General features: G+C 64.8%; 16 protein-coding genes. 13 read left to right on the plus strand and 3 right to left on the minus strand.

Annotated features, from left to right (window positions below; translation table 11 throughout):
* Positions 1 to 4: 4 nt before the first annotated feature.
* Positions 5 to 973 (minus strand): family 43 glycosylhydrolase, encoded by a 969-nt coding sequence (locus NFU08_RS01275; protein WP_251420187.1) that lies wholly within the window; start codon positions 971 to 973, stop codon positions 5 to 7.
* A gap of 53 nt (positions 974 to 1,026) precedes the next feature.
* The gene (locus NFU08_RS01280; RefSeq protein WP_251420188.1) at positions 1,027 to 1,218 is read right to left on the minus strand and encodes a hypothetical protein; all 192 of its coding nucleotides are present in this window, start codon (positions 1,216 to 1,218) and stop codon (positions 1,027 to 1,029) included.
* 41 nt (positions 1,219 to 1,259) lie between these two features.
* Between NFU08_RS01280 and NFU08_RS01285 the strand changes: the two genes are divergently transcribed.
* From NFU08_RS01285 to NFU08_RS01345, 13 genes are all read left to right on the plus strand, one after another.
* Positions 1,260 to 2,303 (plus strand): LacI family DNA-binding transcriptional regulator, encoded by a 1,044-nt coding sequence (locus tag NFU08_RS01285; protein WP_251420189.1) that lies wholly within the window; start codon positions 1,260 to 1,262, stop codon positions 2,301 to 2,303.
* Between the two features lie 198 nt (positions 2,304 to 2,501).
* Positions 2,502 to 3,962, plus strand: a complete 1,461-nt coding sequence (locus tag NFU08_RS01290; protein WP_174174673.1) for an extracellular solute-binding protein — start codon at positions 2,502 to 2,504, stop codon at positions 3,960 to 3,962.
* Positions 3,959 to 4,888 (plus strand): carbohydrate ABC transporter permease, encoded by a 930-nt coding sequence (locus NFU08_RS01295; protein ID WP_251420190.1) that lies wholly within the window; start codon positions 3,959 to 3,961, stop codon positions 4,886 to 4,888. Before NFU08_RS01290 ends, NFU08_RS01295 begins: the two co-directional genes overlap by 4 nt.
* 8 nt (positions 4,889 to 4,896) lie before the next feature.
* Positions 4,897 to 5,808, plus strand: a complete 912-nt coding sequence (locus NFU08_RS01300; protein WP_251420191.1) for a carbohydrate ABC transporter permease — start codon at positions 4,897 to 4,899, stop codon at positions 5,806 to 5,808.
* 23 nt (positions 5,809 to 5,831) lie between these two features.
* On the plus strand, positions 5,832 to 7,349 hold the full coding sequence (locus NFU08_RS01305) for a glycoside hydrolase family 32 protein (RefSeq protein WP_251420192.1): 1,518 nt from the start codon (positions 5,832 to 5,834) through the stop codon (positions 7,347 to 7,349).
* A 27-nt stretch (positions 7,350 to 7,376) separates the two neighbouring features.
* Entirely contained in the window at positions 7,377 to 8,333 is a 957-nt protein-coding gene (locus NFU08_RS01310; RefSeq protein ID WP_251420193.1) for a carbohydrate kinase, read from the plus strand.
* A 155-nt stretch (positions 8,334 to 8,488) separates the two neighbouring features.
* Entirely contained in the window at positions 8,489 to 9,559 is a 1,071-nt protein-coding gene (locus tag NFU08_RS01315) for a LacI family DNA-binding transcriptional regulator (RefSeq protein ID WP_251420194.1), read from the plus strand.
* 78 nt (positions 9,560 to 9,637) lie between these two features.
* Positions 9,638 to 11,314, plus strand: a complete 1,677-nt coding sequence (locus NFU08_RS01320; RefSeq protein WP_251420195.1) for an ABC transporter substrate-binding protein — start codon at positions 9,638 to 9,640, stop codon at positions 11,312 to 11,314.
* Between the two features lie 198 nt (positions 11,315 to 11,512).
* Positions 11,513 to 12,490, plus strand: coding sequence for an ABC transporter permease (locus NFU08_RS01325; protein WP_251420196.1), 978 nt, complete (start codon positions 11,513 to 11,515; stop codon positions 12,488 to 12,490).
* 11 nt (positions 12,491 to 12,501) lie between these two features.
* Positions 12,502 to 13,440 (plus strand): ABC transporter permease, encoded by a 939-nt coding sequence (locus NFU08_RS01330; protein ID WP_251420197.1) that lies wholly within the window; start codon positions 12,502 to 12,504, stop codon positions 13,438 to 13,440.
* Positions 13,437 to 14,399 carry an ABC transporter ATP-binding protein gene (locus NFU08_RS01335; protein WP_251420198.1) on the plus strand — a complete coding sequence of 321 codons (963 nt, stop codon included), beginning with the start codon at positions 13,437 to 13,439 and terminating at the stop codon, positions 14,397 to 14,399. Before NFU08_RS01330 ends, NFU08_RS01335 begins: the two co-directional genes overlap by 4 nt.
* Positions 14,396 to 15,490, plus strand: coding sequence for an ABC transporter ATP-binding protein (locus NFU08_RS01340; protein ID WP_251420199.1), 1,095 nt, complete (start codon positions 14,396 to 14,398; stop codon positions 15,488 to 15,490). The genes NFU08_RS01335 and NFU08_RS01340 overlap by 4 nt, the downstream gene beginning before the upstream one ends.
* Positions 15,487 to 17,043 carry a glycoside hydrolase family 32 protein gene (locus NFU08_RS01345; protein ID WP_251420200.1) on the plus strand — a complete coding sequence of 519 codons (1,557 nt, stop codon included), beginning with the start codon at positions 15,487 to 15,489 and terminating at the stop codon, positions 17,041 to 17,043. Before NFU08_RS01340 ends, NFU08_RS01345 begins: the two co-directional genes overlap by 4 nt.
* Before the next feature lie 199 nt (positions 17,044 to 17,242).
* Here the strand turns inward: NFU08_RS01345 and NFU08_RS01350 are convergent, their stop codons facing one another.
* Positions 17,243 to 17,824 (minus strand): lytic transglycosylase domain-containing protein, encoded by a 582-nt coding sequence (locus NFU08_RS01350; protein WP_309296819.1) that lies wholly within the window; start codon positions 17,822 to 17,824, stop codon positions 17,243 to 17,245.
* Positions 17,825 to 17,959: the final 135 nt, after the last annotated feature.

A 17,959-nucleotide genomic window follows, 5' to 3' on the forward strand; every position in this document is an offset into this window, starting at 1 on the left:
GTCCTCACAAGTCCTTGGGTGATGGGGCGGCGGTCAGGCTTCCGCGTGCGGGATCCCAGTGGACCGGCACGGGGTCGGACACCACGCCGTCGAAGGTGCCATCGCTGTTGGCGTCATGGCAGGCCATCATGAGCCATTGGCCGGACCTGTCCTGGACGAGTCTTCCGCTATAGAGCGGTGCCGTGGTGACTACCGCAGCGGATGCGACGTCGAAGGGACCACTGAGATGGCGGGTTTCGAGGCTCCAGATGCCGCCGCCGTCGAACCTTGCGGCTTTTCCGGCGGAAAGCGTATCTACGCCGCACGAGAACATCAGGAGGGTCCTGCCGTCCATCTCGACGGTCTGGGGGACCTCAAGGTGCCCGAATCCGGAGCCCGGCCGGCTGAGGGGTGGCCTGACTTCCCAGGACGAGAGGTCCGGTGATACTGCGTGGCCGACGACGCCGCGGTCATCGTCCTCACCCTCATTCGCGCGGGCGGTGATGAGCATGTGCCAGCCATCGCCGTCCGGGTCGGCGAAGACCCAGGGGTCCCGCCATGCTTCTTCCGGCCAGCTGCTGTCACCGTAGCGTTCGTACCAGCGGCGGTCAGGTTTCAGCACGACGGCGGGTTGCTTGGTCCAGGTGTAAAGGTCCGGGGACGTTGCAACACCGATGGCCTCGATGTTGTGGGTGTCATAAAAGCGCGCGCCGGTGTAGAACATCCGCCATATCCCGTCCGGGCCCTGGACCACGCTGCCCGTCCAGGTGGAGGTTGCGTCGAACGCCTCCGGATCATCTGGCTGCAGGACCACGCCGTGGGGTTCCCACGTGATCAGGTCCTGTGAGGTGGCGTGCCCGATCCGGGCATTGCGGTGCCGCAGGGCCGGGTCTCCCAGGCTCTTGGGGGCGTGGAGGTAGTACATGTGGAACGTGTCGCCGTCGTCGGCGATCCAGAAGTCCCACACCCATGAGTCTCTGAGGCTGAAAGCCAAAGTAATGCACCTGTCTTTTCGTTGAGGTGGGCCGGTTGGGTCGAGGCGGAGCGTCAGCCCTTGATGGCGGAGCTGCTGATACTGGCGACGAACCAGCGCTGGAAGACCAGGAAGACCGCCAGGACCGGGACGATGAACATCGTGCCGAAGGCAAGCACCTGTCCCCATTCGGGAGGCTGCTGGTTCTGGAAGATGCTGATCGCCAGCGGCAGCGGGCGGACGGTCGGGTCACCTGCCTGCCTCACACGAGTTAGGTATGCTAGGCCCAACAGCAAGGGGGCCCGGCATGGTCAAACGTAAAGCCACGGCACTGGACGTGGCACGGCGGGCGGGCGTGTCCCGCAGTGCGGTATCACTGGTGCTCAACGGCAGGGCAACCGGCAACGTCACCGCAGAACGACAGGAGCGCGTGCTCCGCGCCGCGGCAGAGCTGGACTACACGCCCAACTCGGTTGCCCTCAGCCTGCGCAACCAGCAAACATCAACGATCGGCATCATTACGGATGACATCGTCACCAGCCCCTTCGCCGGACGGCTGATCAGCGGCGCATCACGCACGGCCTTGGCCCGCGGATACATGGTCCTGGTGGTGGACACGGAACATGACAGGGCCCGCGAAAGCGCCGCGGCACAACAGCTCGTCCACCGGCAGGTAGACGGAATCATGTACGCCACCGGCAGCCTGCGCGAAATCACCGCTCCGCCGGCGATGCTTACCTTGCCGGCCATTCTGGCCAATTGCACGGATGACGCCTCCCAGCTCCAGTCGGTTATACCGGCAGAGGTTGAAGGTGGCCGGGCTGCGGCACAACTGCTGCTTGACCTCGGCCACCGCCGTATCACGCTGTTGACCGGAACCCTTAGCTCCCCTGCCGCCCCACAGCGCGAACAGGGTTACCGCGAGGCCATGGAAGAGGCGGGGATGGGCCGTGAACAGCAGCACGTCCACGCGACCGGATGGGACATCGACGAGGGCTACCGGGCAGCCTCTTCCGTGCTGGGCGGCCGGGACCGGCCGACGGCGATCATTTGCTCGAACGACAGGGTGGCCACCGGGGTACTGCTGTACGCCGCTGCCGCAGGACTGCGCGTACCGCAGGATCTCTCGGTGGTCGGCTATGACGACCAGCAGAACCTCGCCGCGAACCTGGTTCCCGCCCTGACCACCGTGGCACTTCCGCACGCTGAAATCGGAGCACTGGCCATGTCCATGCTGTTGGATGCGGTCGAAGGAAAAACCACGGCGAGGGAGGATCCGGAAGAGGGAACCGTCCATGTGCCCTGCCGGATCATCCCTCGGGCTTCCACCGCTGCCGTCCCGGCCGGCTAACCCGGCGCTTCCACACCCGCTGTGCTGCTGAACCCGGCAGGAACGGCCAATCGCAGCCCAGGCCTGTCCACCCCTTTCCGCAAAGGGCCTGTCCTTGCTGCAGGTTCATCATCGCGCCATAGACTTGGGACCGAAATCACTTGACACGTGTTAGGTCGAATATCTACCCTACTTAACACGTGTTAGGAGGAGCTGACAATGACGTCTGAGAAGACACCGGGGCAACCCGACCCCTCGTTTGCGCCGCGGTCAGGCAACGGGATTTCACAATTCACGCGGCGTTCCATGCTGGGCCTCACGGGACTAGCCGTCGCGGGAGCTACCGTGGGGGCCTGGCCCCGACTTACCGGGACTGACATCCCGGGCCGTGGCAGCAATGCCCTGAACATCGCCATCCTTGGAACCGCTGCGGACGCCGCGGCCCGCCAGGGGCTGGTTCAGGCCTTTACCGCTGCCCACCCGGATATCCCGGTCCAGGTGCAAGCCATCCAGGGCGCGGACTGGAAGGATTTCTTTTCCAAGATCCTCACCATGGTGGCGGCCGGCACGCCGCCGGACGTCGTCTACGTGGCCACGGAGGGTGCCCAACTGTTCGCCGACAAGCTCGCCGAGCCGCTGGATGATTATGTCCGCCGGGACGCAGCCGACATGAGCGACTACTTTGATGACGTTCATCCGAGCCTGCTGGAAGCCTTCATGTACCAGGGAAGCCTGTACCAGCTTCCGCTGGACTGGAACGCGGCGAACATGTACCTGAATACCACCACCTTCGCCCAGGCCGGCCTTGACCGGCCGAAGGACGACTGGACGCAGGATGACTTCAGCGCCACCCTCCGCGCCCTTCGGAAAGCGCGCCCGGCCGACTTCACCCCGTACTACTGGACCAACCGGCTTTTTGGCGGAGTAGTGCCATGGCTATACGCCAACGACACCAGCTTCCTCACCGAGAGCAAGGCCTCCGGCGGGGACTGGCTGTGGGACCGCTTCTATCCCAAGGACCCTGCCCGGGCCACCCGCGGTGGCGGATATCAGTGGCTGGCTCCGAACGCCGAGGACGGGCGGGTCATCGAGACCTTCGACTACCTGCGCGAGCTCGTGTCCGAAGGACTGGGCGTACGGCCTGAGTCCGGGGGCGGCAACGCCCTCGTTGGCTTGTTCGGGAACAACCGCATCGGCACCACGCCGGCGGGCGGCTACTGGGCGCAGGGCCTGCATGACGCCGGAATGACGGCCGATCAGTTCGATGTGCAGTTCTTCCCCCGCTGGCGGACGCAGCGGCACCAGTTCGGCGCTGCCGGCTACGCGATCATGCGCACGGCGAAGGATAAGGACGCAGCCTGGGAATGGGTGAAGTTCTGCTCCAGCCGCGAAGCGATGCAGCTGGCCATTCCCAAGCCGAACACCACTCCCACCCGCCGTTCGATGGTCAACGAGTCGTTTTACGCCGCCACCGGACCCCGGCACTGGAAGGTCTTCTACGACACCCTCGACAGGTTCCCCACCTCCGGTCCGATCCCCGCGCCGCCGCAGCAGGCCGCCGTCGAAACTGCCCTGATGAAAAACGTTTCCACCGCTGTCAGCGGCAGCTCCGCCGGCGTACGGACAGCGATGGGAACCCTGCAGCGGGATCTCGAACTGGCCCTCAGGAGGAACGCATGACCACCACTTCCACTCCGCCACGCCACACCGTAAAACCACAGGCCGCGCGCCGCTCGTTCGTCGAGCGATGGCTCGCGATGATCTTCCTTGCCCCCACGCTGCTGGGGATGGCCCTGTTCACCTTCCTGCCGATCATCGGCTCGCTGGTCCTGGCCTTCTTCCGCTGGGACATCATCTCAGCACCCGAGTTCGTCGGTTTCGCCAACTTCGCCTCCCTGGCCCAGGACCCCACCGTCCGCGTGTCCTTCCTGAACACCATCGTGTTCGTGGTGGTCGCGGTAATCCTTCAACTCGGCATTGCACTCAGCCTGGCTTCCATGCTCCAGGCCAGGATGCCGTCCTGGCTCAGGGTATTCCTCCGTTCCACCTTCTTCTTCCCCCTGGTGCTGTCCGCCGCGTCGGTGTCCATCTTCATGCGGTACATGTTCAACGCTCAATTTGGCGTGGTGAACTGGCTCCTGTCCCTCATCGGCATTCCCGCAGTCCCGTGGCTGACCAGTCCCGTGGCCTCCGCCGCCGTCGTCGTCCTGGTGTACGTCTGGCAGAACTTCGGGTTCTCCTTCCTCCTCTTCCTCGGAGCCCTGAGCAACATTCCGAAAGAACTGCACGAGGCAGCAAACCTGGACGGCGCCACAGGCTGGAAACAGTTCAGCAATGTCACCCTTCCGCTGATCAGCCCCACCGTGCTCGTCGCCTCCGTGATGGCGATCATCAGTGCCCTGCAGGTCTTCGACCAGCCCTACGTACTGACCAACGGCGGTCCAGGGGATTCCACCCGCACCGCCGTCATGGTGATCTTTGAATCCGCCTTCCAGCAACTGGAATTCGGCGAAGCCTCGGCCATCGGCCTGGTACTGACGGTGCTGATCCTGGCCGTCACCGCTCTGCAATTCCGCCTCAGCCGCCGCTTCGTCTTCTACCAGTGAGGTTCCTTATGTCCAGCCAGACCCTGAACACAGGGACCAACGAGCATCCGGGTTCCACCGCCGGCACACCGGCCACCCCACGGCCCTACCGCAACCGCCGCCTGCCCGCCGCAGGAACCGTCGGCAGATACGCCGCGTTAGCGGTGGCTGCGGCGCTGACGCTCGGCCCCGTCCTGTGGACCCTGTCCACCTCGCTGCGAACGCCGTCGGAGTCGTTCAACCTGCCCCCGTCCTTCCTGCCCATCAACCCTGACTTCACCGCCTACCGGGAGGTGTTCAAGCAGATCAATGTCGGCCTCCTGGTCCTGAACAGCGCACTGGTGACCGGGCTGATCGCGCTTGGCCAGATGGCCTCCGCCACTCTGGCCGGCTACGCCTTCGCCCGCCTGGACTTCCGGGGCAAGAACGCCATCTTCTCGCTGGTGCTGGCCACGATGATGGTTCCAGTGCAGGTCACCATCGTCCCCGTCTTCATGCTCATCCGTGGGATGGGTCTGTCCGATACCTTGCTGGCACTGATCCTGCCGGCCATTCCCACCGCCTTCGGCACGTTCCTGATGCGTCAGTATTTCCTTGGCCTGCCAAATGATTTTGCGGAAGCGGCTGCCCTGGATGGTGCCGGGCCGTGGCGGATCTTCCGTTCCGTCTACGTGCCGCTGGCCGTTCCGGGCATGGCCATCGTCGGGATCCTTGCCTTCAACTTCCACTGGAACGAGTTTTTCCGGCCACTGATCCTCACCATCAGCGAACAGAACTTCACCCTCCCCCTCGGCCTGGTCACGCTCCAAGGCAACCTCGGCACCGGGAGTATATCGGTGGTCCTCGCCGGCGTGATCCTGTCCATGCTGCCCGCCCTGGTGGTCTTTATCTTCGGACAACGCACCCTGCGCGAAGGCCTCACAGCCGGCGCGAGCAAATAACTCGTACTTCCAGAAGGAACCCCATGGATACACTCACCCCGGCCAGTCCGGCAGCCACAACAGACAGCTACCGCCCCGCCCTGCACTACACCGCCAAGGACACCTGGCTCAACGATCCCAACGGCCTGATTTTCCACGGCGGCGTCTACCACCTCTACTACCAGAACAACCCGCTGGGAAACGTTTGGGGCAACATGTCCTGGGGCCATGCCACGTCCACCGACTTGCTGACGTGGACCGAGCACCCCGTCGCCATCGCCTGCGACGAGAACGAAGACATCTTCTCCGGCAGCATCGTCCATGACCGTGACAACACCAGCGGCTTCGGCACCCCGTCGGTGGCCCCACTGGTGGCGATCTACACCAGCGCCTTCAAACCGGGCTCATCGCATGAGGGCGTCCAGGCCCAGTCCCTGGCCTACAGCCTCGACGGAGGCTACAGCTGGACAAAACACGGAGGCAACCCCGTCCTAAGCCGCGGGTCCGGCGACTTCCGGGACCCCAAAGTCATTTGGTACGACGGCGGCGCGGACAGTTACTGGGTGATGGTCGCCGTCGAAGCCACAGACTTCCAGGTGGTGCTCTACAAATCCCACGACCTGAAGACCTGGGAACTGCTGAGCACCTTCGGCCCCGCGAACGCCACCGGCGGGGTCTGGGAATGCCCCGACCTGTTTCCCCTGCCCGTGGACGGCGACCCGGACAACCTCAAATGGGTCCTCACCGTCAACCTCAACCCCGGCGGTCCCAACAACGGCTCAGCCGGCCAATACTTCATCGGCGACTTCGACGGAACCACGTTCACCTCCGCCAGCACGGTCACCGAAGGCACCCTGGAACCTGCCCGGCTCGGCGAGTACCAGTGGCTGGACTGGGGCCGGGACTACTACGCCGCCGTCTCCTTCAGCGACGCCCCGGACAACCGCCGCCTGATGATCGGCTGGATGAACAACTGGGAATACGCCAACCACATCCCCACCGCACCCTGGCGCAGCCCCATGAGCCTCGCCCGCGAAGTTTCACTGCAGGCCAACAAAGGAAAACTGCACCTGGTCCAGCAGCCCGCGGGCGATTGGCATGCCCTGGCCGGCACGGAGCCGTTCAGCCTTTCCGGAACCACCATCCAGGACGGCGTGCAGGTCCTGGCGGGCGCGGCAGGCACGGTCCAGCGCATAGACGTCAGCTTCACTCCCGGAAGCGCGGAAGAATTCGGCCTCATCCTGCGCGGAGACGGCGCGAGGGGAACCCGTGTGGGCCTCCGGCCCGGGCAGGACACACTGCTCGTGGACCGTCGCGAATCCGGCAGAACAGACTTCCACGCATCCTTCAGCTCCATCGACACCGCTCCCATCCTGGCAAAGCAGGGTACCTACGACCTCACCATTTACGTGGACCGCTGCTCCGTTGAAGTCTTCGCCCAGGACGGCCAGGTCACCATGACCGAACTGATCTTCCCGGCGGAGACCAGTACCGACCTCGCCGTTTACGCCGTCGGCGGCGCGGCAACCATCAACAGCCTTCAGGTCACGCAGCTCGCGTAAGGCAGCACCCAAAGCAAGGAACAAGACATGCACAACAACGGCAAGCCCCACCCTCCCGGGCAGGTGCCGGACGTCGTCGTTATCGGGGAAGCCCTGATCGACGTCGTCACCACCCCCGACGGCACCACAGAACACCCTGGCGGGTCACCGGCCAACGTGGCGTACGGCCTGGCCCGCCTGGGAGTGGGCACCGGGCTGCTTACTTCAATCGGAGCTGACCGCCGTGGTGAAGCACTTGAGGAGCACCTCACGGGCGCCGGCGTGGCGATCCTGCCCGGCTCCCGGTCGCAGGAGAGAACGTCGACGGCGACCGCCACCATCGCGAGCGATGGCTCGGCGAGCTACGCCTTCGACATCGCCTGGGATGTGGAACCACCGGATCTTGCACATACTCCGCCCAGGATCGTCCACACGGGTTCGATTGCCAGTTTTCTGTCACCGGGCGCCGTCGGAGTCAAAGCTATGCTCGAGGAACTTCGCAGCGAGTGCATCATCACCTACGATCCCAACATCAGGCCAGCCCTGCTCGGAACCCATGCCGAAGCACTGCACACTTTCGAGGAGCTGGTGCAGCTCACCAGCGTCGTCAAACTCAGTGATGAGGACGCCGAATGGCTTTACCCAAGAAAGGCCTTGGAGGAAACCGCAACACACATCCTGGATCTGGGAGCGGAGCTGGCTGTCATCACCAGGGGCTCAGCTGGCTCGTTGCTCGCCTCATCCGCCACCACCCTCAGCATTCCAGCCGTGAAGACCCGCGTGGTTGACACCATCGGCGCCGGCGACTCCTACATGTCCGCCCTGATCCTCGGGCTCCTCACCCGCGGAACCGGCGGCCTGGCCCCTTCGGTCCTCGACCAGCTGGGATGCACGGCGGCCGCCGCGGCCGCAATCACCGTATCCCGGGCCGGCGCCCGGCCCCCGACCGAAGACGAACTCCGCACACAGCTTCAGTATCAGCCCCAGCTGAATTCGCACGCGTAACACGTACCCTTCACGCGGCGCCGCTGCGCACGCGACTTCACACCCGGAAATGTAACCCTTGACACAGTTCTAGTAACGCGCGTAACCTCTCTATATGGGCAAGTAACGCGCGTTACTTATCTGGCAACCATCACCGATTACCACCGGAGCATTCAATGGCGAAGACCACCACCCCGAACCAAGCCGGGGCTGCGCGGCAGCGGGGTGTCACCATGAACGATGTTGCCAAGCACGCGGGCGTTTCCCGGACCGCAGTCTCGTTCGTGCTGAGCAACCGCGAAAATGCCAGCATCTCCGAAGAGACCCGCACCCGGATCAACGAAGCTGTCCAGGCCTTGGGCTACCGCCCGAACGCCGGAGCACGTGCACTGGCATCCCAGCGCAGTGACTGGTACGGGATTGTCACCGAGATCGTCACGGCACCGTTCGCCGTCGACATCATCAAGGGTGCACAAGACCAAGCCTGGCTCGACCGCAAGTTCCTGCTCATCGCACCCTCCGACCAGGCCGATGCCGTAGGACCCAACCAGGGCCTGGAAGACGCCGCAACCGAAAAGCTTCTGGAGCAGCGCGTGGAAGGACTGCTGTACGCAGCCACCTTCCACCGTGGCGTGCACGTGCCCGAAAGCGCCAAGGAAGTGCCCACCGTACTGATCAACTGCTTCGACGCCGACGGGAAGCTGCCATCGATCGTCCCGGACGAACGCGCCGGGGGCCGCATCGCCGTCGAACGTTTGCTCCAGGCCGGCCACCGCAGGATCGGTGTCATCAACCTCGACCCGGCCATTCCGGCAGCAATCGGGCGCTTGGAGGGTGCACGCGAAGCACTCGCCGACGCCGGACTCGAGCTGGACCCCGAACTCGTGGTGCCTGGATATGCAACGGCCGACGGCGGGTATGAGGCCGCGTGCCGCATCCTGGACCGCTACCCACAGGAGGACAGGCCAACCGCGCTGTTCTGCCTCAACGACCGCATGGCGATGGGCGCTTACGACGCCATCAAGGAACGGGGCCTGACCATCCCCGGAGACATCGCCGTGATCGGCTTCGACAACCAGGAACTGATTGCGGCCTACCTCAGGCCCAAACTGACCACGGTTGCGTTGCCGTTTGAAAAAATGGGCGCCCTGGGAGTCCAGACGCTCGCAGCTCTGACAGCAGGACAGCCGATTATTGCCGACCAGCAATTAGTCGGCTGTCCGCTGCTAGAACGCTCTTCGGTCTGACCGCGAAATCACTTTCGAAGAGCAACCCCTCCCCCACCCCTTCACCTTGCTGATGAAGATAGGAAAGAGATAACCATCATGACACAACCCCGATTCCTGAGGGCTGCCCGCACCACGGCGGCCGGGCTGGCGGTAGGCGCACTGCTGCTGACCGGCTGTGCGGCCAACGGCAACAAGGCTGCCGGCACCGACGCCGCTGCCAACGCCAGCGCCTTCCTCACCATTCCGCGTGAGGACATGGGCACGTTCGTGCAGAACTTCAACCCGTTCGCCCCCACCGTCAACCCGATGGTCCAGCAGTCCATCTACGAGTCGCTGCTGATCTTCAACCCGGCCAAGGGTGACACCGTGCCGTGGCTGGCCACTGAATGGAAGGCCGCCGACGACGGCAAGTCCATCATCTTCACCCTGCGCGACGGCGTTAAGTGGTCCGACGGCCAGCCCTTCGTGGCCGAGGACGTCGCCTACACCTTCGAGCTCCAGAAGAAGATCAAGGGTGGCTTCGAGTACCTGGACACCGTGAGCGCCGAAGGCACCAACAAAGTGACCTTCACCTTCAACAAGCCGTGGTCGCCGGCCCTGTACGACGTCGGGCACCTCACCATCCTGCCCAAGCACATCTGGTCCGCCCTCGCCGATCCGGAGAAGGAGGCCAATGCCAAGCCCGTCGGCACAGGCCCTTACACCGAGGTTGACAGTTTCCAGGCCCAGTCGTTCGTGCTGAAGAAAAACCCCAACTACTGGCAGCCGGAAAAGCAAAAGATCGCCGGTATCAAGATGCTTGCCTTTGCAGGAAACGACGGCGCCAACCTCGCCGCCGCGAACGGCGACGTGGACTGGGCTCCGCAGTACATCCCGAACATCGAAAAAACCTTCGTCTCCAAGGACAAGGAACACCGCCACTACTGGTTCCCGGCCACAGGCGCCATGATCAACTGGCAGCTCAACACCACCAAGGCCCCCTTCAACGACGTTGACGTCCGCAAGGCCCTGAGCATGGCCGTTGACCGGGAACAGGTCACCACGATCGGCATGAGCGGCTACGCCAAGCCCGCGGACTGCACAGGGCTCTCCGGCAACTACGAGACCTGGAAGAACAACGACGTCAAGGAGAACTGCACCTGGACCAAGCTGGACGTCCAGAAGGCCAATGAGCTGCTGGACAAGGCGGGCTACCCGAAGGGTGCCGACGGCAAGCGCACGCTCAAGGACGGCAAGCCGTTCGAGTTCAAGATCTCCGTGGGCGCATCCTCTTCCGACTGGCTGTCCGTGGCCAACGTGATCGCACAGAACCTGGCAGAAGTCGGCGTCACGGCAAAGGTGGAGTCCCCGGACTGGGCTGCCGTGGTTGCCGGCTACGAAACGGGCGACTTCGACTCCGGCATCGTCTGGAGCGCCAACGACCCCAGCCCGTACAAGTATTTCAACGCCGCAATGGGCACGTCGACCGTCAAGCCTGTGGGTACCAAGACGTTCGACAACTACCACCGCTTCGGCGACGCCGAGGCTGACGCCCTGCTGGCAGAGTTCGCTGCAGAGTCCGACGAGTCCAAGCAGAAGGACATCGCCAACAAGCTGCAGGAAGAATACGACGACGCCGCACCGCTGGTGCCGCTGTTCTCCGGTCCGGAGTGGGGCGCCTTCAATGACACCCGCTTCACCGGCTGGCCCACCGAGGACAACCCTTACGCAACCCTTTCGGTCCGCTCACCTTCTACGGTGCTTGTGCTGACCACGCTGGAACCGCGCAAGTAGTCCCCGCCGCTTCCCTGGCCTCGCTTCGCTTCGACCAGGGAACCCGGGCGGCGTGGGCCCACCCACCGCCTCCCTGGCCTCGCTCCGCTTCGACCAGGGAACCCGGGCGGCGTGGGCCCATCACGCACCACTGCTGGCCGCCGGATCATCCGGCGGCCAGCCCCCAAACTTTCCGTAATTCCCGAATGGAGGGAAACCGTGCGCTTCATCCTGCGCCGCCTGGGTTTCTACCTGATCGCCTTCTGGGCATCCATCACCCTGAATTTCCTGCTCCCCCGCTTCATGCCCGGGGACCCCGTCTCCCGCATGTTCGCGCGCTCCCAGGACAGAATGCAGCCTGAACAGATCGAGGCCCTGCGCAAGCTGCTGGGTGTTGATGACCGGCCCCTCTGGGAGCAGTACATCGGCTACATGACCAACATCTTCACCGGGCAGATGGGCGTCTCCATTTCCCGGTTCCCCACCCCGGTCACCGAGGTCATCTCGTCCCAGATCGGCTGGACCCTCCTGCTCGGCGGAACCGCACTGGTGATTGCCGCCGTCGTGGGTAACCTGCTGGGCGTCCTCGCCGCCTGGCGGCGCGGCGGCGCGGTCGACTCCGCGCTTCCGCCGCTGCTCGTATTCATCGGCTCGTTCCCGTACTTCTGGCTCGCAATGGGCGCCCTGTACCTTTTCGGCGTAGTACTGAATTGGTTCCCCATCCGCCACGCCTTCACCGCCGGCCTGGAGCCCGGGTTCACCTGGGAGTTCATCGGCGACGTCGGCGCGCACCTGGTGCTTCCGGCACTGACCATCGTGCTGGTCTCCATCGGCGGCTGGATGCTGGGCATGCGGAACACCATGATCGCCACCAACTCCGAGGACTACATCACCATGGCCGAAGCCAAGGGGCTCCGCCCAAGCCGCATCATGCTCCGCTACGCAGCCCGCAACGCCATGCTCCCGTCGGTCACAAGCTTCGGCATGGGACTGGGGTTCGTGGTGGGCGGTGCGCTGCTCACCGAGGTCGTCTTCGCCTACCCCGGCGTCGGATACCAGCTCCTCAACGCCGTCCAGGGCCTCGACTACCCGCTCATGCAGGGCCTGTTCCTGACCATCACCGCCGCCGTGCTGCTGGCCAACTTCCTGGTGGACATCCTCTACGTCCGCCTCGACCCGCGCGTGCGCAGTAACTAGAGGGAGCGATCATGACAACCGCAATCCTGAAGCAAACCGGCACAACGGCCGCCAAAACCCCGGCGGCCCGCAAGCCCAACCGCAGCTTCGTCCACGGCATCCTCACCAACAAGAAGGCCCTGGCAGGCATGGCCGTGATGCTCGTCTTCATCGCACTGGCCCTGCTGGCACCGGTGCTTTTCCCCGGCGACCCGTCACGGATCACCGCCATGGCGTCGCTGGAACCGTCAGCCGAGCACTGGCTGGGAACTACAGCCAAGGGACAGGACGTGCTCGCCCTGACCGTCCACGGCTCCCGGAGTTCCCTCTTCGTGGGGCTCACCGTGGGCTTCGCGTCCACCTTCGTCGGCATCCTGGTGGGACTTGCCTCGGCGTACTTCGGCAAGTTCATCGACGAAGCGCTGTCCCTGGCAACCAACGTCTTCCTGCTCCTTCCCGGCCTGCCGCTGCTGGTCATCCTGGCCGCGTTCCTCCCTCCGGGGCTGGGCACTGTGATTCTTGTCCTCGTGGTCACCGGCTGGGCAGGCTCAGCACGCGTCCTGCGCTCACAGGCCCTGTCCATCCGCTCGAAGGACTTTGTGGCCGCGGCCGTGGTATCCGGCGAACGGGCCGGCCGGATCATGTTCCGCGAAATCCTGCCCAACATGGCCTCGATCGTGATGGGCACCCTGCTGGCCTGCGTCATCTACGGCATCGGTGCCCAAGCAGGCCTGGAGTTCCTGGGCCTGGGCGACGCCGGCACGGTCTCGTGGGGCAACAACCTCTTCTGGGCAGGCAATGAAGGCGCCCTGCTGACCGGCAGCTGGTGGGTGTTCGTTCCCTCGGGCGTCTGCATCGCATTGGTCGCCTTCGCCCTGGCCCTCATCAACTACGCCGTGGACGAGGTCACCAACCCGCGGCTGCGGAAGATCAAAACCCCGAAAGATACCGAAAGGAGCGCCTCCAAATGACCATCTCCCAAGTGTCCTTCGGCTCCCACGAACCCGTCCTGGACGTCAAGGACCTCACCGTCAAGTACATCGGCGACACCCGCTCCACCACCGCCGTCGACCGCGTGTCGTTCAGCATCGGCACCGGTGAGGTGTTCGGTCTCGCAGGGGAATCCGGCTGCGGAAAATCGACCATTGCCAACTCGATCATGCGGCTGCTCAAGGATCCCGCGAAGATCGCAGGCGGCAGCATTTCCTTTGGCGGCAAGGACGTCCTGGCCATGAGCCCGGAGGAGCTGCGGCGCTTCCGCTGGCAGGACGTGGCCATGGTGTTCCAGTCAGCCATGAACTCACTCAACCCCGTGCTGACCATCGGCGAACAGATCGTGGACATCTTCACCACCCACGCCGGCTACTCCCGCAAGGAGTCCCTCCGGCGGGCCGGTGAACTGCTGGAACTGGTGAGGATAGACCCCGCACGCCTCAAGTCCTACCCGCACCAGCTCTCCGGCGGCATGCGGCAGCGGGCCGTGATAGCGATGGCCGTGGCGCTCAAGCCATCCCTCCTGATCCTGGACGAACCCACCACCGCGCTGGACGTGGTGGTGCAGCAGGAGATCATGGCCCAGATCAAAGACCTCCAGCGCGAGCTCGGCTTCTCTGTCCTCTTTATCACCCACGACATGTCACTCATGGTGGAACTCTCGCACCGCATGGCTGTCATGTACGGCGGCCGGATCGTGGAGACCGCCAGGGCCCAAGACGTCTACACCAACCCCCGCCACCCCTATACCCAGGCGCTGATGGGCGCGTTCCCGCCGCTCACCGGCCCGCGGGTTCCGCTGACGGGACTGCCCGACGGCGTGAAGTTCCGGAACATCCCGGACCTCACCGAGGCGGCACCGGGCCACTTCGTGGCTCCGCTGGGTGCCGACGCTGCAGTGATTGATTCCGAAGACCTGGCAGGAGCCGCACGATGAGCCATTCCCTGACATCCACGGTGGCTGCGTCCGCCACACGCACTCCGGCCCTTGAAATTCGTGGCCTGGGCAAGTCGTTCCCCATTGGAGGGCTGTTCTCCCGGGAGTCGGTCCGCGCCCTGCACGGTGTGGACCTGACAATCAACCGCGGCGAAATTGTCGCGCTCGTGGGAGAGTCCGGTTCCGGCAAAAGCACCTTGGCCCGCTGCGTTGCCCGGCTCGAGAAGCCGACCTGCGGCGCGATCCGGATCGACGGCGTCGACATCCTCAAGCGCGATCGGTTCCAGGCGTCGCGTGCGTTCCGGTCCCAGCTGCAGATGGTCTTCCAGGACCCCTTCGGTTCACTGAACCCGGCCCACAGGATCGAGCATTTCCTGCGGCGTTCGCTGGCGATCCACGGAAAGGGCGGCGGTTCTGCGGAGGAGACCGTGCAGCGGCTCGAAGAGCTCATGACCACTGTTGGCCTCCAGGCTGACATGCTGAACTCGTATCCGCACGAGCTCTCGGGCGGTCAGCGCCAGCGCGTTGCTATTGCCCGGGCCCTCGCCGTTGAACCACAGGTTATCCTGGCCGACGAGCCCACCTCCATGCTTGATGTTTCGGTCCGGATCGGTGTGCTGAACCTGATGCGCAAGCTCCGGGACGAGCAGGGCATCTCCATGCTCTACATCACCCACGACCTCGCGTCCGCACGCTACCTGGCGGACCGCACGGCAGTCATGTTCGCCGGTGAACTCGTCGAGGAAGGCGAGTCCCTGGACCTGCTGTCCCGTCCGGCACACCCCTACACGCAACTCCTGGTTTCCGCTGTCCCGGACCCCGCACGGGCAGGCTCGTACGATCCCGTCCGCCGGGCCGAACTGCGGCAGGCCGTCATGGCTTCGACCACGTGCGCTTTCGACGGCGACGCGAACCAGGCCTGTTCGGCCGATGAACCCGTGCGCCACCAGGTGGGAGACCCCGAAAACCGGCACTGGGTGCGCTGCCACCTCTACCGGCCGTGGGCCGGCGCCGCCGGCCACGCCCTGGCGGGCGACCCAACCCAACCCAGCCGCCCGGCGTCGAACGCTCAAGAAGAGGCTTCCGCATGACTGAACTGACCCACCCGCTCGCAACCGTGCCACAGGACGAATTGGTTGCACGGGCCGAAGCCGACGCGCTCCGGCCACGGTTCCATTTCGTCTCACCGGCCGGTTGGCTCAACGATCCCAACGGTGTCAGCCAATGGAACGGCACGTACCACCTCTTCTACCAGTACAACCCGGAGGGCGCCTTCCACCACCGCATCCAGTGGGGCCACGCCACCAGCACGGACCTCGTCACCTGGACGGACCAGCCCGTTGCCTTGGAACCTTCTGCAGGACCGGACGCCGACGGCTGCTGGTCGGGGGTCCTGGTGAACGACGGCGGCACGCCTACCTTGGTGTATTCGGGGCGCTTCGAGGACAGGGAGCTGCCCTGTATCGCCGTAGGATCGCCGGACCTTCTGAACTGGACCAAGGACCCCGCCAATCCCGTGATCGCAGCGCCGCCGGCTGGTGTAGACGTCACGGCGTACCGTGATCACTGCGTCTGGCGTGAAGGAACGAAGTGGCGGCAGTTGGTGGGTTCGGGCATCCGCCAGCGCGGCGGTACGGCGTTCCTTTACGAGTCAGCGGACCTGCGGCGATGGGACTACATCGGGCCGCTGTTCATCGGCGATGCCTCGCAGGGCGACCCTGCGGACACTGACTGGACGGGGACTATGTGGGAATGCGTGGACCTTTTCCGGGCGGGCCACGGTTCGCTGGGGTCTGCACCTTCTAACGCCTCACCGGATGTGCTGGTCTTCTCCGCCTGGAACGACGGCGACACCCACCACCCGCTGTACTGGACCGGCCGATACGCCGGGGACAGCTTCGCGCCCGTGGCCCTGCACCGGCTCGACTACGGAGGCCGCTTCTTCTACGCACCGCAATCATTCGAGGACGAGTCCGGCCGGCGCGTCATGTTCGGCTGGATGCAGGAGGGCCGAAGCGATGCCGCGATGGTGGAGGCCGGCTGGTCAGGGGTAATGAGCCTGCCGCGAACCGTCACGGCGTCGGAGGACGGTACCCTCCGCTTCGCGCCCGTACCGGAAATCAAAAAGCTGCGCCGTGAGCACCTAGCTTTGTCCGGGCTTGTGTTAGGCGGTGCCCTGGTGCCCCAGGAAACCGGCGTGTCAGGCCAGCAACTCGACCTCGAGCTGGACCTCGAGCTGGCACCGGGCGCCCTGCTGCGGCTCGGTGTCCTGGGCTCTAGTGGCGGGAGCACCTCGGACGGACCCGCCGAGGAAACGGTCATCGAGCTGCGAAGGGCGGATGACGGCGGCAACAATGGCACGCTCCGCCTGGACCGCACCCAGAGCAGCCTTGATCCAACCGTTGATGTGGATTACAAGTCAGGGCCCGTCCCCATGCCCGAGGGACGGGTGCACCTGCGCGTCATCCTGGACCGGTCCGCCGTCGAAATTTTTGCGAACGGTATAGCGCTCACCGCCCGCATCTACCCCACCCTCGGCGGGGAAAACGTCAGCCTGGCTGCCGAAGGCACGGCAAAGGTGCTGTCCCTCGACGCATGGACCATGGCCGATATTTTTGACAGTACCCGGAGCCTCTTTCCCTGAACAGGGAGCAGCAGATCAACACCACCGGAGGCGGAACCAATCCCCGATCGGTCCCTCGGCAGGACGGCTCACCCTCCACGTCCTCGTGGACCTCACGAGCGTGGAGATGTTCCTCGGAGACGGACGGGTGCTGCACCCGCACCGGGTATTCCCCCTCACAGGGGACAGCGGAATCCCTCTGCGCCCACGAAACTGGAAGTCATCCTGCGGCGCCAGTGCTGGCGGCGTATGCAGCGGCCTGGTCACGCACTTTCCGGATGTAGGCGTCGGATTGGTTGTAGGCGTAAATGGCGCTGGTCCATCCGGCCGCCGTCGTGAGGTCGCGTCCGCCGGCGCACAGATAGGACGCCGCGCTGAGGGCGGCATCGTCGATGTTGAATGGATCCGCCGTTCCATCGGCGTTCCCGTCCCGCCCGACGAGCTGCCAGGTGGACGGAATGAACTGCATCGGTCCCACCGCACGGTCCCAGCGGGGATCCCCGTCCAGGGCACCTCCGTCCGTGTCGGCGATGGCGGCGAATCCGGCACCGTTGAGAGCCGGGCCCACAACAGGGCGGCTCCCTCGACCTGCCTCGGTGAGTCTTCCGCCGCCGTATGTTCCGTGGGCTGTTTCGACGGAGCCAACGCCCGCCAGGGTGTTCCATCCGATCCCGCAGGCCGGCACGGTGGCATTCACGGTGACAGCCGCCGCAACATACGCCCGCAGCGCACGTTCCGGGATCCCGGTCTGCCCGGCAGCCCAGGCCACCCAGTCGGCGTCCGGGTTTCTGGTGACGTTCACTGCCGCGGTCATACCGGAGGACAGCATGTCGAGCTCGGCCTCCGCTCGCGGCGGCGGAGAAAAGGCACGGCGGGCGTCCGCGGCGGGTTGCCCAAGAACCCAGAACAAGGACGCGGTGGAGACACAAACCGCAAA

Origin of the sequence: Pseudarthrobacter sp. NCCP-2145 (genome assembly GCF_023708005.1) — a bacterium.
Taxonomy (GTDB): Bacteria; Actinomycetota; Actinomycetes; order Actinomycetales; family Micrococcaceae; genus Arthrobacter; species Arthrobacter oxydans.

Excerpts from the sequence above, each read along its gene's own strand:
- NFU08_RS01345 (WP_251420200.1), top strand. The coding sequence starts at position 15,487 with ATGACTGAACTGACCCACCCGCTCGCAACCGTGCCACAGGACGAATTG.
- NFU08_RS01295 (WP_251420190.1), top strand. The coding sequence starts at position 3,959 with ATGACCACCACTTCCACTCCGCCACGCCACACCGTAAAACCACAGGCC.
- NFU08_RS01320 (WP_251420195.1), top strand. The coding sequence starts at position 9,638 with ATGACACAACCCCGATTCCTGAGGGCTGCCCGCACCACGGCGGCCGGG.
- NFU08_RS01340 (WP_251420199.1), top strand. The coding sequence starts at position 14,396 with ATGAGCCATTCCCTGACATCCACGGTGGCTGCGTCCGCCACACGCACT.
- NFU08_RS01310 (WP_251420193.1), top strand. The coding sequence starts at position 7,377 with ATGCACAACAACGGCAAGCCCCACCCTCCCGGGCAGGTGCCGGACGTC.
- NFU08_RS01315 (WP_251420194.1), top strand. The coding sequence starts at position 8,489 with ATGGCGAAGACCACCACCCCGAACCAAGCCGGGGCTGCGCGGCAGCGG.
- NFU08_RS01300 (WP_251420191.1), top strand. The coding sequence starts at position 4,897 with ATGTCCAGCCAGACCCTGAACACAGGGACCAACGAGCATCCGGGTTCC.
- NFU08_RS01285 (WP_251420189.1), top strand. The coding sequence starts at position 1,260 with ATGGTCAAACGTAAAGCCACGGCACTGGACGTGGCACGGCGGGCGGGC.
- NFU08_RS01330 (WP_251420197.1), top strand. The coding sequence starts at position 12,502 with ATGACAACCGCAATCCTGAAGCAAACCGGCACAACGGCCGCCAAAACC.
- NFU08_RS01335 (WP_251420198.1), top strand. The coding sequence starts at position 13,437 with ATGACCATCTCCCAAGTGTCCTTCGGCTCCCACGAACCCGTCCTGGAC.
- NFU08_RS01305 (WP_251420192.1), top strand. The coding sequence starts at position 5,832 with ATGGATACACTCACCCCGGCCAGTCCGGCAGCCACAACAGACAGCTAC.
- NFU08_RS01290 (WP_174174673.1), top strand. The coding sequence starts at position 2,502 with ATGACGTCTGAGAAGACACCGGGGCAACCCGACCCCTCGTTTGCGCCG.